This window comes from Serratia sp. 2723 (genome assembly GCF_050434425.1).
Classification (GTDB): Bacteria; Pseudomonadota; Gammaproteobacteria; order Enterobacterales; family Enterobacteriaceae; genus Chania.
The window spans coordinates 474,617-494,237 of the sequence record NZ_JBNDIN010000001.1; the positions used below are offsets into that span (position 1 = coordinate 474,617).

The window sequence follows — 19,621 nt, forward strand, 5'->3', positions numbered from 1 at the left end:
TCCGGATAGGTGTTCCTTATGTGTTATGTAATAACATTAAATAACGCGTATTTAATGATTGACTTCTTTTGGTAATGATTATTATTATCATTTGCACGCTAACTATTCAATACCATTAGCGATAAGGAACATGTTGCTGGTTTTCAATGGAAAGGAGGTGTATCTGTGTCAACGCTCAATTGCGTATCAGGCCAGGATCTATTCCCTACAACGAGGATCCAACGAGCTTATTTTGTGGGCCGCCAGCCGGATTTACCGTTGGGAGGGAAGGAGTGTGTCGCCTATCTGACGTTTACCGGAAAGGCGGTGGATGAGCAGAAATTGCATCTGGCGATGGCTGCTGTTGCGGAACATCCGGCATTGCGAATGCGATTTATGGATGCCGACCACCTGACACTGTCTGAAGGGGTGATCCCTGAACTGAAAATACACCATCAGCATCGCTCGCAAGAGGATGAACATGGTTCTTCGGTTCGGGAACGCATGTTATCGCAATCCGTTGATTTAACCTCGGGTCGTCTCTGGGGGGTTGAGTTGACAAGATGGCACGACGGTGACACGACGCTGCATATCGCTATATCTTTAGCGGCGGTGGATCTGCCAGGTCTTTCTGCGCTGATGCATTATCTTGCGTTGTATTATCGCGGTGAGCCACCCTTGCCACAATATGTTGCGGTAGAGCAGCTCTATCAGCAGTTAAGTGAAAATCAAGCGCGTATCGAACGCAAACGCCAACGGGGTCGGGACAAGCTGCTGAAGCTGGCTCAGGGGAGAATGGATGAGCTTCCTCCTCCGCCCGAATTACCGTTTACCACTTTCAGACCTGCGAGTGCAAACGGCACGCAACCTGACGTTGTAGTGCGACGTTCTCGATGCTATTCCCCTCAGCAGTGGTCAAGACTCAAACAGTATGCGGCCAAACTGGGTGTCGCGACTTCAGCGCTGGTTCTGGCGCTATATGCCAGGGCTTTACGGCTGTGTAGTGCAACCCCCGATTTTATTGTGACAGTGACCAATGTATCGACGACGGGCAGCGAAATGCAGTTGGCGGAGCGCACGGTCACTTATGCGCACCGTGCCAGAAAGGCTGAGTCACTGGAGGCGCTGGCACGCGATACGCATGACGATCTCCGTTATCGGTTACTGCGCGGAGTAGATAGCGAAACCGAGTTACGTCGTGCGCTGGCCGATGTGACCCGCCCCCATCCAGGCATGTCACCTTATATTTTCACCTATGCTGCGCAACGGCCGGTGTTCGATATGCTGGTGGTAGACACCTTTGGTCAACCCCGTGTCTGGGCACAAACACCACAGACCGTGATTGATTGTCAGGTGATCCAACTGTGTGAGCGGCAACCAATCCAGGTGGTTTTTGACGCTCGACGGGCAGCGATCCCGGCAGATGTAGAAAGTGCCGTTTTCGCCTTGCTCACGGAGTCGATAGATGACGTGATCGCGGGGCGTCGCGTCGAGAGCCAACTTCCGCGCGCCAGTCAGGCATGGCGTAGCCAGGTAAACTCTACGCCGGCCGCCTGTTCACCCGCGATGCTGTTCAGCGGTTTTCGGCAACAGGTGAAAAAACAGCCGCAGGCGATAGCGTTGATAAGCTCACCTGTTCCTTATGAATTGGCTCCGGAACAGATCGATCCCCTTGCGAGGCGCTTGCCAGAGGAACAGCGATGGAACTACATCGAACTGGATCAGTTAGCGCTGTGTCTGGCGGCCCGGTTGGTGACTCATACGGTACCTGGCGATATTGTGGGTATCCGTCTGCCCAAGGGGCCAGCTCAGGTCGTCGCCGTGTTGGCCACTTTGTATGCAGGATGTGCCTATCTCCCGGTAGGTCTGGATATGCCGGAAGATCGCTTGGCAACAATCCGTCAGCGCTCGGGAATGCGCTACCTGCTGACGGCAGCGGATTTTGACCTGCTTGAACAGCAAACGCCCTTATCACAGCTTCGGCTGCCTGAGGGGGCATCGGAGGCGTTGGCCTACGTAATTTTTACTTCGGGATCAACGGGGGAACCGAAAGGCGTTGCGGTTTGCCATCGGGCCGCCAACAACACTATCGTTGATGTGAACACCCGTCATGGCGTCACAGAGCGCGATGTCCTATTGGCTGTCTCTTCTCTGGATTTCGATCTCAGTGTCTATGACATTTTCGGGCCACTCAGCGGTGGCGGCTGTATTGTCACTATTAATGAGAACGAGCGGCGTGATGCATTTCGCTGGGCCGAGCTGGTCAAGTCACATCACATCACGCTATGGAATTCCGTACCAGCCTTGGCAACGATGTTGGCGATTGCCGTGGATGATTTACCCTCTATTCGTGCCTATTTGTGCTCCGGCGATTGGGTCGCGCCGGCGTTGTTTGATCGCCTTAGAAAGATTTCTCCGCATACTATCCTGGTGGCCATGGGGGGCAGTACCGAGGCCGCTATTTGGTCAAATGAATATGTGATCCGTCGTCCAGACGATCTTAAGGCGCACTGGCCTTCCGTGCCCTATGGTTTACCACTGGGTGGTCAGCAATACCGCGTGGTGCGTGAGGATGATGTCGGCCACTTTGTTGACTGTCCCGATGGCGTAACAGGCGAACTCTGGATCGGTGGTGAGGGATTGGCGCAGGGATATCTAGGCGATCCGCAACGCACCGCCGAACGTTTTGTTTACTCGCTGGAGGTGCCCGATGCAGATCCCACACGCTGGTATCGCACTGGCGATCTGGGCTATTGGCGTGAGGGGGTACTCTTTTTTGTCGGGCGTCTGGACACTCAGGTTAAAATCCAGGGCCATCGTGTCGAATGCGGCGAAGTTGAACAAACTCTGAAGGCTCTGCCCGGTATCGACAATGCGGTGGTAGTGCCTATTCGCCAGCGCCGTGCGTTAGGCGCGCTATTGGTCTGCGATGAACCCGAACTGGATCTTGAGAAGCTACGTCAGAGGCTCTCCCGTCGATTGCCGCTCTATATGATCCCGGCTCGCTTCCTGATAAGGGAGCAACTCTTGTTGAGTCAAAATGGCAAGATCGATCGTCAGTGGGCAAGCCGGGAACTTGAGGATGATGAGCCTGTAGGGCAAACCGATGGGCAATATGAGCAATCGGCAATGTTTGCGAAATGCCGGCAAATCTGGTGCCAGGTATTGAAGCTTGATTCTGTCAACGCCTCCGATAATTTCTTTGCTTTGGGAGGTGATAGCCTGGCGGCGACGCGCGTTTGCGCCTTGCTGATGGAGCAGGGCGTTCAGGTGGCGATCGGGGAACTGTTTGCTGCGAATACCTTGGAAGCGTTTGCCCAGCGTTGTCAGCCATGCGTTACGCAGACACCAGCCGAGACGTTGACACAAGAAGATAATCAGCGGCAGCCCTTGCCGCTGACGTCACTGCAGCGGGCTTATGCGCTCGGTGCCGACGGTATTCCTGGGGTCAGCCGTTGTGATACGGTGTTCTCGGTCATTATTCGCAGCTCGGCGGATCATCCGTTGGTACATTGGCAGCGTGCGTTCGATGAACTGATCCAGGAAACAACCGCGCTTAGACTGGTGCGTACCGAGGAATACCAACAGGTTGTCAGCGCTAAACCGGTGCCGGTGCTCATGCTGCCTGAACAGCATAAGTTGGAGGACTATCTGGCTGCAGCGCCGCTCGATGCCAGACAGCAGCCTCCGTTAATGTTGGTCACCGTTGCAGGGCAACCGACGCGAATTGGCCTGATGTTCAATTATCTTGCTCTAGATGCGCTGAGCCTGATCCGGATAACCCTGGCTCTGGTTGAGCGAGTCACGGTGGGGCATCTTGGCTACCAATTAGAACCCCATATTACCCCCTTTGTGCACTATGTACGTCAGCAGGGGCAACAGGAGGAGGCTCTCCCGGCATGGCGGTCTGATGATTGGCTACCTCCCCACCTGCCGTCGGCAACGATGGCCCCCACTATCAGTCATATCAAATCGCTCACTTATCGTCTTGATAGCCGCTCACGCCGCCAGCTTGAGGAGCGCGCTCAAAGAGAACGCGTGACCTTATCGGCACTGATCCTCAAAGCGTATGCTGAGGCGTTAATCGCTTTATGCGATCGGCAGCAGGTGGTTGTAGTGGTGCCAGTTTGTTGGCGTCCGCCGGGATCTCCTCAGGCATTGGGGCAATTTACCCAACTGCGTCTGTGTCGCTACACGCAGAATGACACGCCTGTTGATGTATCACGCGCACTGTCAGATGCCATCGTCGGCAAGGCACCTGACGATCGCTATATTGCAGCACGAGGGCGAGCGGTTTATCCCTTTGTCTTTACCAGTACGCTAGGAATACCGGAAGTTGAGTCGTTATATCGCCGGGAAACGCGTATCGAATGGACGCACACTCGCACGCCGGGCGTAATTATCGATTGCCAGGTTTTACCCGACGGCGACGGGCTTGAGGTTCGTTGGGATTATGCTGTTGACAGTCTGGAACATCCGCAGCTAATGGCAGCACATGCCCAGTTTATGACTCAACTGATGCCGGACGTCGGGGCAACCAGTGAGGTGATTGAGCGGCCATCTCTGTCTGCACTCGGCGCATTGGCAGCCGGGCTGAGTGGGCATCAGATAGCGGAGCGAGCGATTGCCGCAGCGCTGGCCGTGCTAAGCAATGTGCCTGATGTTCTGGCTCCGGTTGTGGCCGCGTGGCAACGGCAGACAACGGTCGATGCCGATATCGTATGGCAATGGCGGGAAGTCGGGCAGTTTCTGGCATCCTGTGTGGATGGGAGCCGGCCACGTAACGATCTGCTGCTACATCCGCTACTGGCACCGGAGCGCTTATTGTTGGCTTCGTTACAGCAGATTCGGTTTTTTGGCGATCTGGTGGTTGAACTACTAGCGGATTTTTCCCGTCTGAATCACGCCCAGCCCCACCTGCGAATTCTGATTTTGGGAGCGGGCAGTGGTGCTTTTGGTCAGGCTTTAGCGCAGGTTGCCGCCGAGAACGAGTTACCGATAATTCTTGATGAGTATGAGCAAAACGCGGTGCTTAATACGTTGGCTCAGCGTAGTGGATTGGCCGCCGGACAAGTGGAACAAGTACCGGATGTCATTATCGCGCCAGCGACACTACATCGGGATGACGAGCTGTTAGCCTGGCTAGCAAAAATCGGCTCCGTGGGGGGGCGCAACACCCCGGTACGCATCTATGTGTTGGAAGTAACTGAACCTGATGCAGCATCGTTGATTGCCGCCTTACTCGATCCAACACTGGTGGATGGCGGGCAATCGCCACTGTTGACGGCATCAGCCTGGGGGCAGCGTCTGGAGTGGCACGGCGCGGTATTGGAACAGATGCAGCGTCTGGCGGCTAATCTGGTATGGATTAAGGCCGAGTTGAGGTTAAACCACCCCGCTAACCTCCCGGCCAAGCTGTCTAATTCACCTACATCCAGTGCAGAGCATAGTACCGAGGTTGCAGCACAGATTGCGCGTTGCTGGGAAACGGTGCTGGAGCTGAAATCGCCTCTATCATCCTCGGCAGACTTTTTTGTTCTGGGAGGGGACTCGCTCCGCGCCACCCAAATTGTAATGGCGCTACGTCAGCAGGGACACTTATCGATTAGGCTGGCTGACCTGTTTAATCACCCCACCTTTACGGATTTTGTGGACTGGGTGTTAGCGCAACGTGTTACTGCCCCGGAGCAAACCGTTATGCTCGGTGAGCACAAGGCAGACTATCCTTTAACCGCTCTACAAAAAGCCTATCTGGCAGGGCGCTCCCCGGAACAGTTACTGGGCGGCGTTGCATCGCATTGTTATTTTGAGTTCTTTGTCCCTCAGCCTGAGGGGATTGATGTTGCCCGCTGGCAGCAAGCAGTCAGTCAGGTTGTTGCCCGACATGATGCGTTGCGTTCACGGGTGGTCTGGCATGACGGTGTGCCATTCGGACAGGTAACTGCGCAGGTCAACGACCTGATTGAGGTCACCGATCGCGTGCGTGCCTCTACCGAAGCCGAAACGCCCGATCCCACCGAAGATTATCCTTTACGGATCCGCATCTCGCCGGATGGCAAGACGATTGGCATCGGTATGGACAATCTGATGCTGGATGGCACTTCGATGTTTTTGGTGATGCGTGAACTGGGCGCGATTTATCAGGGAAAACCTGTCGCGCCGCCACATACCATGACCTACGCGCAGTATAGGCATCTGTATAGCGAGTTGCCGGAACCAGCGGTAGTGAAATCAATGCCGCCCGCTCCCCGCTTGCCCTATCTCACAACCCTCGACACGGTGAGTCATATTCGCTTCGCCCGCAGCTCTTACGAAATCGAAGGAGGTCTGTGGCGTGCCGTTCGCCAGCAGGCTTCGCAGATGCGGGTCACGCCAGCAGCATTACTCCTGGCCGCTTATGCGCTTGAGATTGCTGAGTTAACTGATGGATCTGCGTTTAGCTTGAATGTCACCACCTTTGAGCGTGATCTGGATATACCGGGTGTGACGGGCATGGTTGGTGATTTTACCCGTTTGGGCCTGGTGGCCTTCGACGCGGGTCCGCTGGCCACTGATGCAGATCGGCGCCGTCAACGACTGCAAGAGCAAGCATATGTCGCCCATCAGGGATTACTCCAGATCCACGAAACGCCTGAGCAGGTCAGCACCTTACGTGTTGCCCGTGAAGTTGTACGTCAGCAGGGTGAGCCGATGGCGGGGCTTTTTCCGGTGGTGTTTACCAGTGGCTTAGGGCTGGAGCCAGGTACCACCCGTTCCGATAATTTCGGGTTCGGTACTATGACGTATGCACGCTCGCAAACGCCACAGGTCACGATGGATTTTCAGGTTCACGATGATGTACGTGGGCTGCATATCACGGTTGATTATATTACTGCGCTATTACCCGCAGGGCAGATCAATAGCTTGGCATCGGGCGTAGCTTATCGCCTTCAGGAGTTGGTGGAGATAACTGCACCATCTCCCGGCGAATTAACCGAATTATCAGCACATATCGCCCGGATCTGGCGTCAATATCTACCAATCGAGGCTGACCAGCCACTGGATAACTTTTTCCAGTCTGGAGGGGATTCACTCCAGGCGACACGCTGTATACGCGCGTTACAGACCGAAATCGATCCGAGTATTTCCTTACGTCTTTTGCTGCTTCATCCCCGGTTTAACGACTTTTGCGCCCAGGTTGCACAGTTGAACGCCCAAGCGGAAAGCCAGGGGGAGATCCCTGCGGGAGGTGTTACTGATTTTGATGAGGGACTGCTATGAAAACGATAAACGCTTTTCTTGAACAGCTACAGCAGCTCAATATTGTTTTGTGGGAGAGCGGTGGGAAATTGCGGTTTCGTGCGCCGGAGGGCGTCTTTACCGCAGAACTGCGTCAACAGGTCAGCCAGCAAAAAGAGGCTATTTTAGCGGCTCTAAGGCAGCAAGGCAGGGTACAGCATCACCCTGAGCAGAGCAGCGAACCCTTCCCGTTAACGGAGGTACAGGCGGCTTACCTGCTGGGGCGTACCCAGGCCTGGGTGGATGGAGGAACCGGCTGCCATGGTTATGCTGAACTGACGATTACCGCACCAGAACGCTGGGGGGTTGATGATTATCAGGTGGCCTGGCGGCGTATGGTGTCATGCCACGCGATGCTTCATGCTCGCATATCCAGCGAAGGCTGGCAGCAGATTGATCCTGATGTTGAGGTGCCGCTTGACGTTTCAGTATGTGCAACTGCACAGGCTTTCGCCCAGACTCAGGATGAGGTCAGGCATAGGTTAAAACATCGTCATTACGATCCGCAAGTGCCGCCGCTGATCGAAGCGCATGTTGTGACCATGGGGGAGCAGGCTACATTTCACCTCTCTGTTGACCTGATTATTACCGATTTTATCGGGATCAACGTTATTCTCGCGGATTTCTTCCGCGCTCTGAACCAACCGGAACTGGTGCTGCAACCGCCATCGCTGTCGTTCCGTGATTACGTGCTGCAACGCGCGTGGCAACGCGCCAGCCCGGCGGGCCAGGAGGCATATCGCCGTGCCGAGACGTTCTGGTGGCAAAAGGCAGCATCTTTCCCTGAGGCGATGAGTTTGGGAGAGCCGCAACCGCCCGAAACGGAAGAGGTTAGCTACCATCGCCGTTGTCATACGCTGGATGAACCGGTATGGCAATCGTTCCTGGTCCAGGCCCGTCGCCATGCAATTACTCCGACCTCTGTCGCCTTGGCGTTGTTGGGCGGGATTGCCCGTCGCTATGGTGCACAGGAGCGCTCTCGCATTACGTTGACGGTATTGGATCGCCATCCGCTGGTGGAGGATGTCATGCGCATCGTGGGCGATTTCACCTCTACCCTGCTCATTGCGCTGGAATGTAACGGCGAAAAAAGCACCCTTGATGCGGCTTCAGAGGTACAGCACCAGCTATTCGAAGCGCTGGATCACCGCGAGGTGTCAGGGGTTGAAGTGCTGCGAATGCTGCCCAATGATGACCGACGGGAGCAGAGCGCTACGCCCATCGTGCTGACCTCAACGCTCGGGGTGGGAAGCCCTGATAGCGCATTCTATACCCACCGGATCGAGCAGGGGCTGAGTCAGACGCCGCAAGTGTTACTGGATATACAACTCTCTGATGCTCAGGGCGGGGGGATATCCATTGTCTGGGACGCCCGGGTTGGTGGTTATCCGGAGGCGGTACTGGATGCTGCTTTCAACGATTTTTGTGCCACGCTGATTGCCTTGTCAGGGGATGCGGAGCGCTGGCATCAGCCGCCGTTACAGCGTAAGCCTCTGCAAATACCCAGGATTAGCCCGGTAACAGAGGCTGCTGAGGTAAGTCTGATCGCTTCGTTTTGCCGCTTGGCGCAGCATGAACCGCAACAGGTCGCGTTGATTCATGGGGAAACAGAGTTCACGCGCGTGGCGTTAATCCAGCGTGCCTGTGCCTGGCGTGACTGGCTCTATGCTCAGGGGAGTCAGGCAGGTGATGCGGCTCTGATTGTCTTTGACCCAGGCGTTGAGCAGGTAGCGGCGCAGCTTGGCGCGCTAATGGCGGGGGTGGCGTTTGTACCGATCGATCCGCAGTGGCCTCAGGCGCGCCAGCAGGCGATCCTGACAACGCTCAAGTGCAGCTACCCTCATCAACGTCAACATTGGTTAACGCCACAAACGCTGGATCCTGGTGCAGGGGGCCTTGCCCGTGTACCCGCTGATAATCGTCAGGTTTCGGCGGAGGATGTCGCCTATATCATTTTCACTTCCGGATCGACCGGGATACCTAAAGGCGTACCCATTACCCATGCTCAGGCACTGACTACGCTCAATGCGTTGCACGCTATGCTGGCTTTGAATGAGGACGATCGGGTATTGGCGGTGTCTCGCCCCTCGTTTGATCTGGCAATCTTTAACGTATTCGGTTTGCTCCGCGCCGGGGGCGCGCTGGTCATCCCTACAGCAGGCACTACGCCCGACCCAGGATCCTGGGAGCAGGATATGGTGCGGCATCGGATCACGATATGGAATTCTGTTCCGGCCCAATTGCAGCTGCTGCTGGATTGCTTACCGCCAGCGGCCAACGGGAGCTCCCGGCAGCAACTGGCGCTGCGGGCAGCCCTGGTGTCGGGTGACTGGATCCCGGTGACTCAGCCTGAGCAGTTGCACCAATGGGTGCCTGACTGCCGATTCATCGCGCTCGGTGGCGCGACGGAAGCCTCGATCTGGTCTAACTATCATGAGGCCCTGCCGGGCAGTCGCTACAGCCGCTCGCTTCCCTATGGCCGTGCGCTTCCTGGGCAGGAGATGAGAGTGTTGAATGCCGATGGGGAAGAGACCGTGAGCGGGCAAATCGGACAGATCGTTATCATCGGGCCTGCGGTGAGTTCGGGGTATCTGGGGGCTGATTCTTCGGCGTTTATTATCTTGCCGGACAGTGGCCTGCCCGCTTTTCTGACCGGCGATCTCGGTCGTTATCTCAATAATGGTGAAATTGAGTTTTTAGGCCGTAAGGACGATCAGATAAAACGTCATGGCCATCGTATTGAGCCTGGTGAAATTGCCGCCGTGTTGCGATCACGCTCTGAGGTTGGTGACGTGGCTGTGATAATGACGCCGCAAAATCAGTTGGTTGCGGTAGTCACGCCCGCCAGGTGTCATGACTGTCCCGTGCCGCAGGATAACGATATCCTTGATGCTATCGCACAGCAGCACCAACAGAGCCTGTCCACCCTGGATGTGCCGCGCTTTGTTCGCTTGATTGATACCATGGAGCTTGCTGCGTTGCTGGCGATGCAGGACATTCGCCAACGAAACGTCAGCGTGAAGCCAGAATACCTCGCCCTGATGGCGCGCTGGGATCGTCTGCTGAGCGAAAACGCCGCCCGGCTTGCGCCATGGCAGGAAACGATGTCCCCCGAAGCGGCGAAGCGTCTCTGGCAGCAGGCCCGTCAGCTAGCTCATGATATCGACTATGGCGATCAGCAGATTGCCTACATTGATCTGTGCCTGCAACAGTTGGAGGCGGTTGTCGGCGGTGAGGTCGATCCGCTGGCTTTACTTTTCCCTGAAGGGAAAATGGAGGTGGCTCGCGCCTCCTATGGCGGCAATTTGATTAACCGCTATCTGAACCAGTTGATCGTGGCTGGCGTTGCGATGCATGCCCACAAGGCCATTGATGAGCAACGCCCTTTGCGCATTATCGAAATTGGTGCGGGCGTAGGAGGAACCACCGAGCCAGTCATTCAGCGATTGCGCCAGCTCAAGCAGACGCAGGGGTTGGTCTTTGAGTATCTGTTCACTGACGTATCGCGCTTTTTCCTTGATGAAGCCGCTGTGCAGTGGCCGGAGGCTACGACCCAAATCCTGGATCTGAACAGGTCGTTTATTGAGCAGGGGGTCAGGTTGGCTGCGTGGGATATTGTGATCTGTGCAAATGTCTTGCACAACGCCCGGCATATCCCCCAGACGTTAACTCAGCTACATGCTCTATTGGTTCCCGGCGGTGATTTGGCGGTGATTGACGCCACTCGCCTCAATGCGCCGTTGATGATCACCATGGAGTTTAAAGAAGGTCTGACGGGTTTTACTGATGAGCGCAACCTCACCGGGGATGCTTTTTACCTTCGAGAGAACTGGCAGCGGGCGCTGGAGGCCTCGCCGTTTCAGCACAGCGTGATGTACCCCAATGATGCACAGACAACCGACCCGGCACAGCGTGCGATACAGATGATCCATCAAACGATGATTTGGGCCCAGTCTGCCAGCCAAAACGCACGCCTGAACGTGGATGAACTGAACGAGTTGCTACGCCAGCACCTTCCTGCCTACATGATACCCGATCGTCTGCTGATGCTGAACGCTATGCCTTTAACCGCCAATGGCAAGGTTGACCGTCAGGCAATAGTGCAGTATCTGCCGGCTACTGGTGCGCAGCTTGCCTCTCCGCAGTCAAATGCTGAGCCGCTTAATGAGCGTCAGCGTGCGGTGGCGAGCGTTTGGGCGACAGTACTGGGGATCGATAATCCCGATATGCTGAGCTTGACCTCCAATTTCTTTGATGCCGGAGGCGATTCATTGCTTTTGGCGAAGTGTGTTGGTGGGTTGCGGCGGGCCATCCCCGGAGCGGAAAACATCGCTTGGGATGAACTGCTGCGCCAGGTTGTAGCAGACCCCACGCTGGAAAATTGCTCCAGGGTAGTCTGGCAGCATGAAGCATCGCCGGATGAGCCAGCCTCTGCGGATGAAACCTCCCCCATTAGTGAACTCCTGCCCGCTTGCTCGCTGAGCGGTAAAAACCGCGAGGGGGAGGTTCTTTGTCTGATACATGACGGCTCTGGGGGGCTGGAACCCTACCGCTCGCTGGTTAACGCGCTGGCGTCGGTTAACGAGCGCCCTGCCGTGCTGGGGCTCAGTCGTACGCCGGGTGATGGGTATCTGACCTTGCCAGCGGAAAAATTATTTGAATCGCTGGCAGAGCGTTACTGCCAGGCGCTGCGGGAGCAGCAGGTCCGCCAGGTTTATCTGTTTGGCTATTGCATGGGGGGGCTGATTGCCGCCGTGATGGCTGAAAAGCTGCTGGAGTCCGGCATTGAGGTAAAACAGCTCATCGTGGTGAGCTCGTATCGTATTCCGTTCATCATCGAAGACGATGTCCTGCTGGACTATTCTCTGGCTCGTTTGCTTAACCGGCCTGCGGCAGACATTGGACTGGATTTCCCGGAGGGTGAACTGGGGGCGTTGATCAACCTGGCACGAGAAACCTATGGCGATCGTATCCCTGAGAATTGTGTTGCCGAGTTAGCGCCCCAATTCCCGCAGATCGAAGCCGTCATGAAAAATGCTCTGCGCACTAGCCAACAGCGGCTTGAGTACTTGGTGGCGCGGGAGCGAGCGGAGTCCGGGTTTGATGTTGCAACCTTGCAGGCGCTACGCGCGGTATATGTTGCCAGTTTGCGGGCGGTAGGGGCGTTTTCTCGTTTGGGATATGTTGGGAATGTGACTTTCCTGCGTCAGCGCGGTGAAATCCATTTTTTACCGACTCTGAGAGAAGATATGACCCACTTCTGGCGTCACTATTGCCTTGGCGATCTAACCATACGAGATATTGCCGGTAACCACTTTGATTGCCTGGAAGGTGAGGGGGCTGGAGCCATTGCTACGCTGCTGAGTGAGGTCTGGCTATGAGCGATATCGTTGTCGTGTTCGGCGCCGGCGGCACGGTTGGCATTGCATGCGTGGAGGCGTTGTTAAGGCAGGGGGAACGGGTGCTCGCTACCGGGCGCAATCTTGCTTTGCTGCGCTCTCGCCTGGCCCATGTGAACTCAGAACGTCTGAGCCTTGCCGAACTGGACGTACTGGCAGTAACGCCATGGCCTGAGGTGGTGCGCGGGTGCTGCCGGTTTATTCAGTGTGCAGGCCCCTCATTTGCCCTGACCGAGCGGGTAATAGAGCAACTTATGACTCAGTGCGTTGGCCCTGGCGTATTTATTGAAGTGGGTGGTGATGCCGCCGCCATCGAGCGCTGGCATACGCCGCTGGCGGCGGCGGGGTGGCTCGGCATATTTGGGGCCGGTGTCCAGCCTGGATTAGTGGGCGTAGCGATCCGTGCGCTTGGTGCCCGGTTTAGTCGAACTGACTCGCTACGAGTGGTCACGTTCACCGGCGGCCTGCAACCGCTCACTCCCGCCGGATTGGCGGAATATCTGCAGGCGGTAAATGACCGCACGGGCCATCCAGGGAGGCATTTGCAGCAGGGTGAATGGCACAAAGTAGTAGATATGCCGTCACTCCCTGCCTGTTTTCCCCCGTCTGCAGGCATACATCCTTATGTGGATGAAGAGGCTGCCTACGCGGCAAAGGAATTATCCCTGCTGTCGCTGGCGAGTTTCAACGTAACCGACTCTGTAGAAATCACCCGTTTGCTTAGTGAAATTATGGTGTTAGGGGAGATCCCCGGGGGCGCCTCTCAGCGGATAGCCGATGCCATGACAGAGAAGGCTCCTTACTTTTGCCTGAGTGCTGAAGGGATTAGTGACGGGCAGCCGGAGCACGGGCAACACACGGTACTGACCTGTACCGACAGCTATCAGGTTACGGGGTCGGTTGCGGCGTGGGCGATGGGAAATACTCTGGCACCACTGTCGTCGTCGGGTGCCAACTGGTTCTCCCAGCGTCCGGAGTCGTTGGCGATTTGGCAGCAATGGCAGACGCAGCCTCCTGCGGGAGTACGGATCGTTTGGCAAGGCCCCAACAATTCAACGAACTGTGAGGAAGGCGAACTATGATCGACTCAAAAATTCAAGCCCCTCGGGGAATATGGGTCGTTGGCTCCACCTTTGGTGTCCATTACGCTAGAGCCTTAAAGGGACATGGGTTAAGCGCCATTATCGGTCGCGGTGGGGAAAAAGGGCGCCGCTTGGCGCAAGCATTAGCCTGCGACTACTTTTCCAGTGTCAATCAAGCCCTGGCTCATTCACGGCCAGAGTGTGCCGTGGTCGTGGTGCGTTCGTCTATCGTGGGCGGGGAAGGGGATGACATCGTTCGCAGTTTGTTGCTGGCGGGCATACCGGTGTTGCAGGAACTGCCGATTCATCTCCATGAAATGGTGAATTCGCTAAGGGTAGCGCAGCAGCAGGGCGTTCGTTTTGACGTCACCCCCTTCTATGACCAAATGCCAACTGTGCGACGGTTTCTGCGTGCGGCCAACCGCCTGGCCCTGGAGAGTCCCCTTCGCTCGGTGGAAATGCGCGTGTCGGTGCAAACTCTGCATTGTGCCCTGTTTGTGTTATCAGATGTGCTCGGAGCGCCGTCGCCGTCAGTCACGGCAACACCGATGGCTTCCCCGGAGAAAATCTTGATTGGCAGCACCTGGCAAGGGATTGAGGCCGATATTGTAGTGATGAACCGCCTCGATGCTGCCTCGCCTGATGATAATTCACAACCTCTGATGCAGATAACCTTACTTTGCGATGAGGGCGAACTGATGCTGCATTCCCCGTTTGGTCAGGTGATATGGGAGAGGCGGCTACAGCAGCCTATGCCGACCGGCATGATTGATGATAGGGAAAATGGCCTTGCGGATGAGGCTCTGTTTTTCACCAGCCCACAGCCGGAACTTACCGATATCGCTCATTTATACCGTGAGATGGCATCGGGTATCCGCGCGACGCTGCATCGTTTTATGGCGCCAGAAGGAATTGGCAGTGTGCGTTTGCAACGGCAACTGGCGGTTCTTCAGCTTTGGCAAGCAATATGCTCGCGTATCGGTTATCCGCAGCAACGCAGCCTGGCACCGCCATTGGCGATCGGTAACCGACTAGGGCTCACCGACAGGGAGGAAGAGATATGAGCCTCATCAACCCACTGGGAGGGATAGGCAATCAGGTCAATCCTGTGGCAACGGCGCTGGTGGTCTTTCCTCATGCTGGCGGTAGCCCAAGATTCTACGCGCATTGGGCAACCGTATTAGCCTGCTATCAATTATGGGGCGTAACCTATCCGGGGCGCGATGCGTGCCTGGGCGAAGCGCCGCCCGCAACGCTACAGGCTCTGGCCTGGGAGTGTGCCTGCCAGTTGGATATGCGGTTAAATAAATCCACGCTGACCCTGCTGATCGGACATTCCATGGGGGCCTGGGTTGCCTACGAAGCTGCACGTAACCTGGAGCAGATGACACCTGAACGCCCGATAATGACGGTGGTTTCGGGCCAAAACCCACCTGATTGCCCGCCCAACAGTCGTTTGCATCAACTGGATGATGCCGCGTTGATTGCCGATATGAACCGTCAACATCCGGCGAATAGCGCGCTGTGGGAGGATCCCGAGCTGCGTCGGTTATTTTTGCCCACGGTGCGTGATGACTATCGGCTACTGGAAACCTACCGGGCCGTACCGGGAACGGTGGCGGATTTAACGGTGGTTTACGGTGAAGACGATCGTGAGATAGATACCTCAGCCATCCATCGCTGGCGCAGCGCATGCCGTGGCGGCTATCGCACTAGAAGTATGCCGGGAGGGCATTTTTATCTGGCGGCGCCCGACTTGTCTTTGCCGCATTATCTGAGGGAGCTGTTGCCATGCTGAGTTTAAAAAACAACCCCTTGCTGATGGTATTGCGGCCAGTACTGACCCCTACGCTGATTGCCGTAGCGATACAGATCCTGGCCAGCCTGAGTAGCTGGATCTCGTATCAGGCATTGGTCGATATCACTCAGGGGTTGGTGTCGCACCTGCCGGTGGAGCAGATATATCTGGTGTTGGGCTGGTTTGTCGCCGGGCTGGGGCTACAGTCTGGTCTTGGGGCCATTGCGCTAGCCATCACTCATTTTGCGGATGCAAACCTACAGTGCTCATTGCGCATTCGGCTGATTGAGAAACTGGGGCGTCTGCCTGCCGTGTGGTTTGGTGAACACGCCGCCGGCAAGACTCGTCAGGTTATCCAGAATGACGTCGAGGCGCTGCATCAATTGGTAGCGCATAGCCTGGTTGAAGGCGTGGCGTTAGTAGTGACTCCCTTGGTGGGGCTATGTTTCTGTTTCGCGCTCAACTGGCGTTTAGGGCTTGCCGCCTGCGTACCCATACTGCTTTATTGCCTGATACTGGTTTTGCTGTCGCGCGGCAACATGCGAGGCATCATGACGAAAATCTCCACGCAGCTGGCTGGGATCAGTGCGGTGATCGTTGACTATGTGCGTGGCATTGTCGTGTTGAAAGTGTTTGGCAGTGCGGGGGAAGGTTACCAACGGTTTACCGATGCCTCTCGTCATTTCCATGATGAATTCAGCGCGCTGGTACGTCCGGCGATGAAGGCCCAGTCCATCGCGATCATTGCCATTACCTCGCCGGTTGTGGCGCTGGTGATGGTGCTGGTAGGGATTTGGGGAATAGGGAATGGCACGATGGGGGCGGCTGAGGTTATGGTGGCCACGCTGGTGGCGATACTGCTCCCCGCGTCGATAATGACGGTTGCGCTGGCAGATCAGGTGCGAAGTGCCGCCTTTGTTGCCGCAAGCGACATTCAGGCATTACTGAATCAGGATGAACTCCCCAATGCCTGCGAGCCGGTTTCATTGGGAACTGGGGAGATAACCCTGCGCCAGGTTGGTTTTCGCTATGGTGAAAAAGAAATCTTGCGGGATATCAATCTGACACTCCCGGCAGGCAGTTTTACCGCGTTAGTCGGCCCTTCTGGTGCCGGGAAAACCACGCTGGCGCGCTTGATAGCGCGCTACCAGGATGTGGCCTGCGGGCAGATTTGTATTGATGGGCATGATATCCGGCACATTCCTTTGCCACAGTTCTACCGCATGGTTGGTGTGCTGGAGCAAACGCCCGCGTTACTGGCCATCCCCCTGGCGCAAAACATCGCGCTGGGTATGGAGGATATCCCCCTGGAACGGATCCGTCAGGCTGCCCGTGCCGCGCTGATTGATGCGCGCATCATGGCATTGCCGCGAGGTTATGATTCAGTGCCGGGGATCGATGTACACCTTTCCGGCGGGGAGACTCAGCGGGTGGCGATAGCCAGATTGATCCTCGCCGCGCGTCCGATTCTGATTATGGATGAAGCCACCTCTGCGATCGATCCTGATGCGGAAATGGAAATCCGTCAGGCCATCGCCAATCTCACCCGTGGGCGTACCACGTTAGCCATTGCGCATCGGCTTTCGACGATTAAAGACGCCACTCAGATCGTGGTTATTGATCAAGGGCAACTCAGCGAGTGGGGTAAACATGCGGAGCTGCTAGCCCGGGGTGGGCTATACGGTCGGCTGTGGCGGGAATGTTCTGCCACCGGTCAAACGGAGGGGGTGGCATGATAGCGTCATTATTACAGCTGGGCGAACGCTCGATTGAGGCCAGGTTTTGGCGATTTATACTGTGTGTAGCGTTGGTGGGGGTCTTTCAGGGGCTGGTTGTTGGCTGCTTTATCATCATTGTGTACGCGCTGTTTATTGCTGATATACACGCTGCACTTATCGGATGTGTGTGGCTTTTGCTCGGTGCTCTGGTGAATGGCGGGCTTCAGGCATATGTCACGATGCGCGGCTTTAGTGAAGCCATGCGCATTATGGTGATTATGCACCGTCGGCTGGGAGAACGGCTGGTGGCCTTGCCGCTTGGCTGGTTTACTTCTCGCTCGACCGGTATCGCCAGCGGTGTTGCGGTGCGCGGGACGTTATTCGTGGCCCAGACGGTGATGGATTTGCTGGTTCCGTTAATTATCAATATCACCACGCCGTTGACTATTGCGTTGTTGAGCCTGGCGCTCGACTGGCGTCTGGGCGGCATTTTGTTGCTGAGCGCACCGCTGATTTGGTTGGCGGCCAGGTGGGGGAGTCGACGCAATGCCGGCAGTCAGGAGCGGGTACATGAAGCGGCTCAGGAAACCGATGCACGCCTGCTGGAATTTATCGATCACCAAATGCTGCTGCGTCAGGCGGTATTGAGCGGGCCGGGGAGCCATAACTATCTTCCATTGATGCAGGCGATTAACCACCAGCGGCAGACCATGGTGAAAGCCCTATGGTCTTCGGTACTGGGGCTGATCACCCAAGCGCTGGTGGTGCAATGTATCTTTGGCCTGGTAGTGGGCGTAGCGGTCTGGTTGGTGTTGACGGCACAGCTCGATCCGATTTGGGCCATCGCCCTGATCGGGCTGGGGGCCCAGTTTATTGGGCCGCTGAAGATCCTTTCCGAGTTGGGGACGGCATTTAAGCGCGCACAAATCGAACTTAATGATGTGGTTCAACTGGTTCAGCTCCCTACCTTGCCAGAAGCCGAGGTACCTCACCCCATGCCTACCCGCTATGACCTGGCTTTCGAGCGAGTGGCATTTCGCTATAACGAAGCTTCCCCCTGGCTTTTTCATGATTTCAACCTGGAGATAGCCCCCGGTTCGCTGACGGCGCTCGTCGGCCCTTCCGGGTGTGGTAAAACCACGCTGACTCGGCTGGTGGCACGCTTCTGGGATGTCAATCAGGGGCGTATTACGCTCGGTGGTGAGGATATTCGCCAGATACGTCATGCGGAGCTGATGGGGGCCGTTTCCCTGGTTTTCCAGGATGTTTATTTATTTGACGATACGCTGGAGGCCAATATCCGCATGGGAAACCCTGATGCCAGCGAGGCACAGTTGCTGGCGGTAGCCGAATTGGCCTGCGTCACGGAAATCGTCAATCGTCTGCCTCAGGGGTGGCAAAGTCCGGTAGGGGAAGGGGGGCGCCTGCTCTCCGGTGGTGAGCGCCAGCGCGTCTCCATCGCCCGGGCGTTGTTAAAGGATGCGCCGTTGTTACTGCTGGATGAGGCGACCGCCGCACAGGATCCGCTGACCGCAATGGCGATTGCTCGGGCCATCAACGCCCTGAAGGGGCGTGCCACGGTGATAGTCATTGCCCATCAGTTGAATACGGTGAGAACGGCCGACAAGATTGTGTTTATCGATCACGGGCAGGTCTGTGAGCAGGGAACTCATCAGGCGTTAATCACCCAACAAGGGCGTTATGCCAACTTCTGGCGTAGCCATACGAGCCCGGTAAGGGCGCCGCTTAACGAGGAGGTTTGGTAATGAGTATTCGACCTGCGGAGTTGATCACGCTCGGTATATTCTCGGTGATTATTATCACTATCAATATGGCGATTAACATGCTGGCCGTTTTGTCGCCTTTCCTCATCCCCATAACCAAAGTTTTGTCCGGCATGATTGCAGGGATCCCTTTTATGCTCTACCTGGCACGAGTGGAGCAGAAGGGCTTGATCAGCCTGATGGCAATGGTGTTGGCCGTGGTGATGGTGCTTGCCGGGGACTATGTGTTAACGCTGGTTTCGGCGTTGGTCGCCGGGGGGATCGCCGATGTTATCTGCAGCGCGGCGAGAAAAAATCAGCGCCGCTCCTTGATGGTCCTGGGTTACGGAATTTTCAATCTCTGGCCCGTTGGCGGCCTGCTTCCATTGCTGTTTATGCGCCAGAAAATAGAAGCCCAGGTTGCTCAACAGTTGGGGCAGGAGTATGCCCACAGCTTTAGCGCGTTATTTTCCGTCCCGGTTATATGCTGGCTCCTGGCAGGGATTTTTGTCAGCGGGTTGCTGGGCGCGGTCATCGGATTGGGCGTGCTCAATAAGCATTTTGTGAGGTCCGGGCTTGTCCAGAAAAACGGTTGCTGAGATCT

8 protein-coding genes are annotated in these 19,621 nt (G+C 56.2%); all 8 read left to right on the forward strand.

Annotated elements, in window-relative coordinates; translation table 11 throughout:
• The first annotated feature begins 165 nt into the window (after positions 1–165).
• The 8 genes from ABIE29_RS02255 to ABIE29_RS02290 are packed head-to-tail and all read left to right on the forward strand — an operon-like array spanning position 166 to position 19,616.
• Positions 166–7,239: an amino acid adenylation domain-containing protein gene (locus tag ABIE29_RS02255; RefSeq protein ID WP_429616632.1), complete on the forward strand. Its 7,074-nt coding sequence runs from the start codon at positions 166–168 to the stop codon at positions 7,237–7,239.
• A complete protein-coding gene (locus ABIE29_RS02260; protein WP_429616633.1) occupies positions 7,236–12,638 on the forward strand; it encodes an AMP-binding protein in 5,403 nt (1,800 codons plus the stop codon). The genes ABIE29_RS02255 and ABIE29_RS02260 overlap by 4 nt, the downstream gene beginning before the upstream one ends.
• Entirely contained in the window at positions 12,635–13,738 is a 1,104-nt protein-coding gene (locus tag ABIE29_RS02265) for a hypothetical protein (protein ID WP_429616634.1), read from the forward strand. The genes ABIE29_RS02260 and ABIE29_RS02265 overlap by 4 nt, the downstream gene beginning before the upstream one ends.
• Positions 13,735–14,802, forward strand: a complete 1,068-nt coding sequence (locus ABIE29_RS02270; protein ID WP_429616635.1) for a Gfo/Idh/MocA family oxidoreductase — start codon at positions 13,735–13,737, stop codon at positions 14,800–14,802. The genes ABIE29_RS02265 and ABIE29_RS02270 overlap by 4 nt, the downstream gene beginning before the upstream one ends.
• A complete protein-coding gene (locus ABIE29_RS02275; RefSeq protein WP_429616636.1) occupies positions 14,799–15,536 on the forward strand; it encodes a thioesterase II family protein in 738 nt (245 codons plus the stop codon). The genes ABIE29_RS02270 and ABIE29_RS02275 overlap by 4 nt, the downstream gene beginning before the upstream one ends.
• Positions 15,530–17,272, forward strand: coding sequence for an ABC transporter ATP-binding protein (locus tag ABIE29_RS02280; RefSeq protein WP_429616637.1), 1,743 nt, complete (start codon positions 15,530–15,532; stop codon positions 17,270–17,272). Before ABIE29_RS02275 ends, ABIE29_RS02280 begins: the two co-directional genes overlap by 7 nt.
• Positions 17,269–19,020, forward strand: coding sequence for an ABC transporter ATP-binding protein (locus tag ABIE29_RS02285; protein WP_429616638.1), 1,752 nt, complete (start codon positions 17,269–17,271; stop codon positions 19,018–19,020). Before ABIE29_RS02280 ends, ABIE29_RS02285 begins: the two co-directional genes overlap by 4 nt.
• Positions 19,020–19,616 (forward strand): MptD family putative ECF transporter S component, encoded by a 597-nt coding sequence (locus ABIE29_RS02290; RefSeq protein ID WP_429616639.1) that lies wholly within the window; start codon positions 19,020–19,022, stop codon positions 19,614–19,616. The genes ABIE29_RS02285 and ABIE29_RS02290 overlap by 1 nt, the downstream gene beginning before the upstream one ends.
• Positions 19,617–19,621 lie beyond the last annotated feature (5 nt).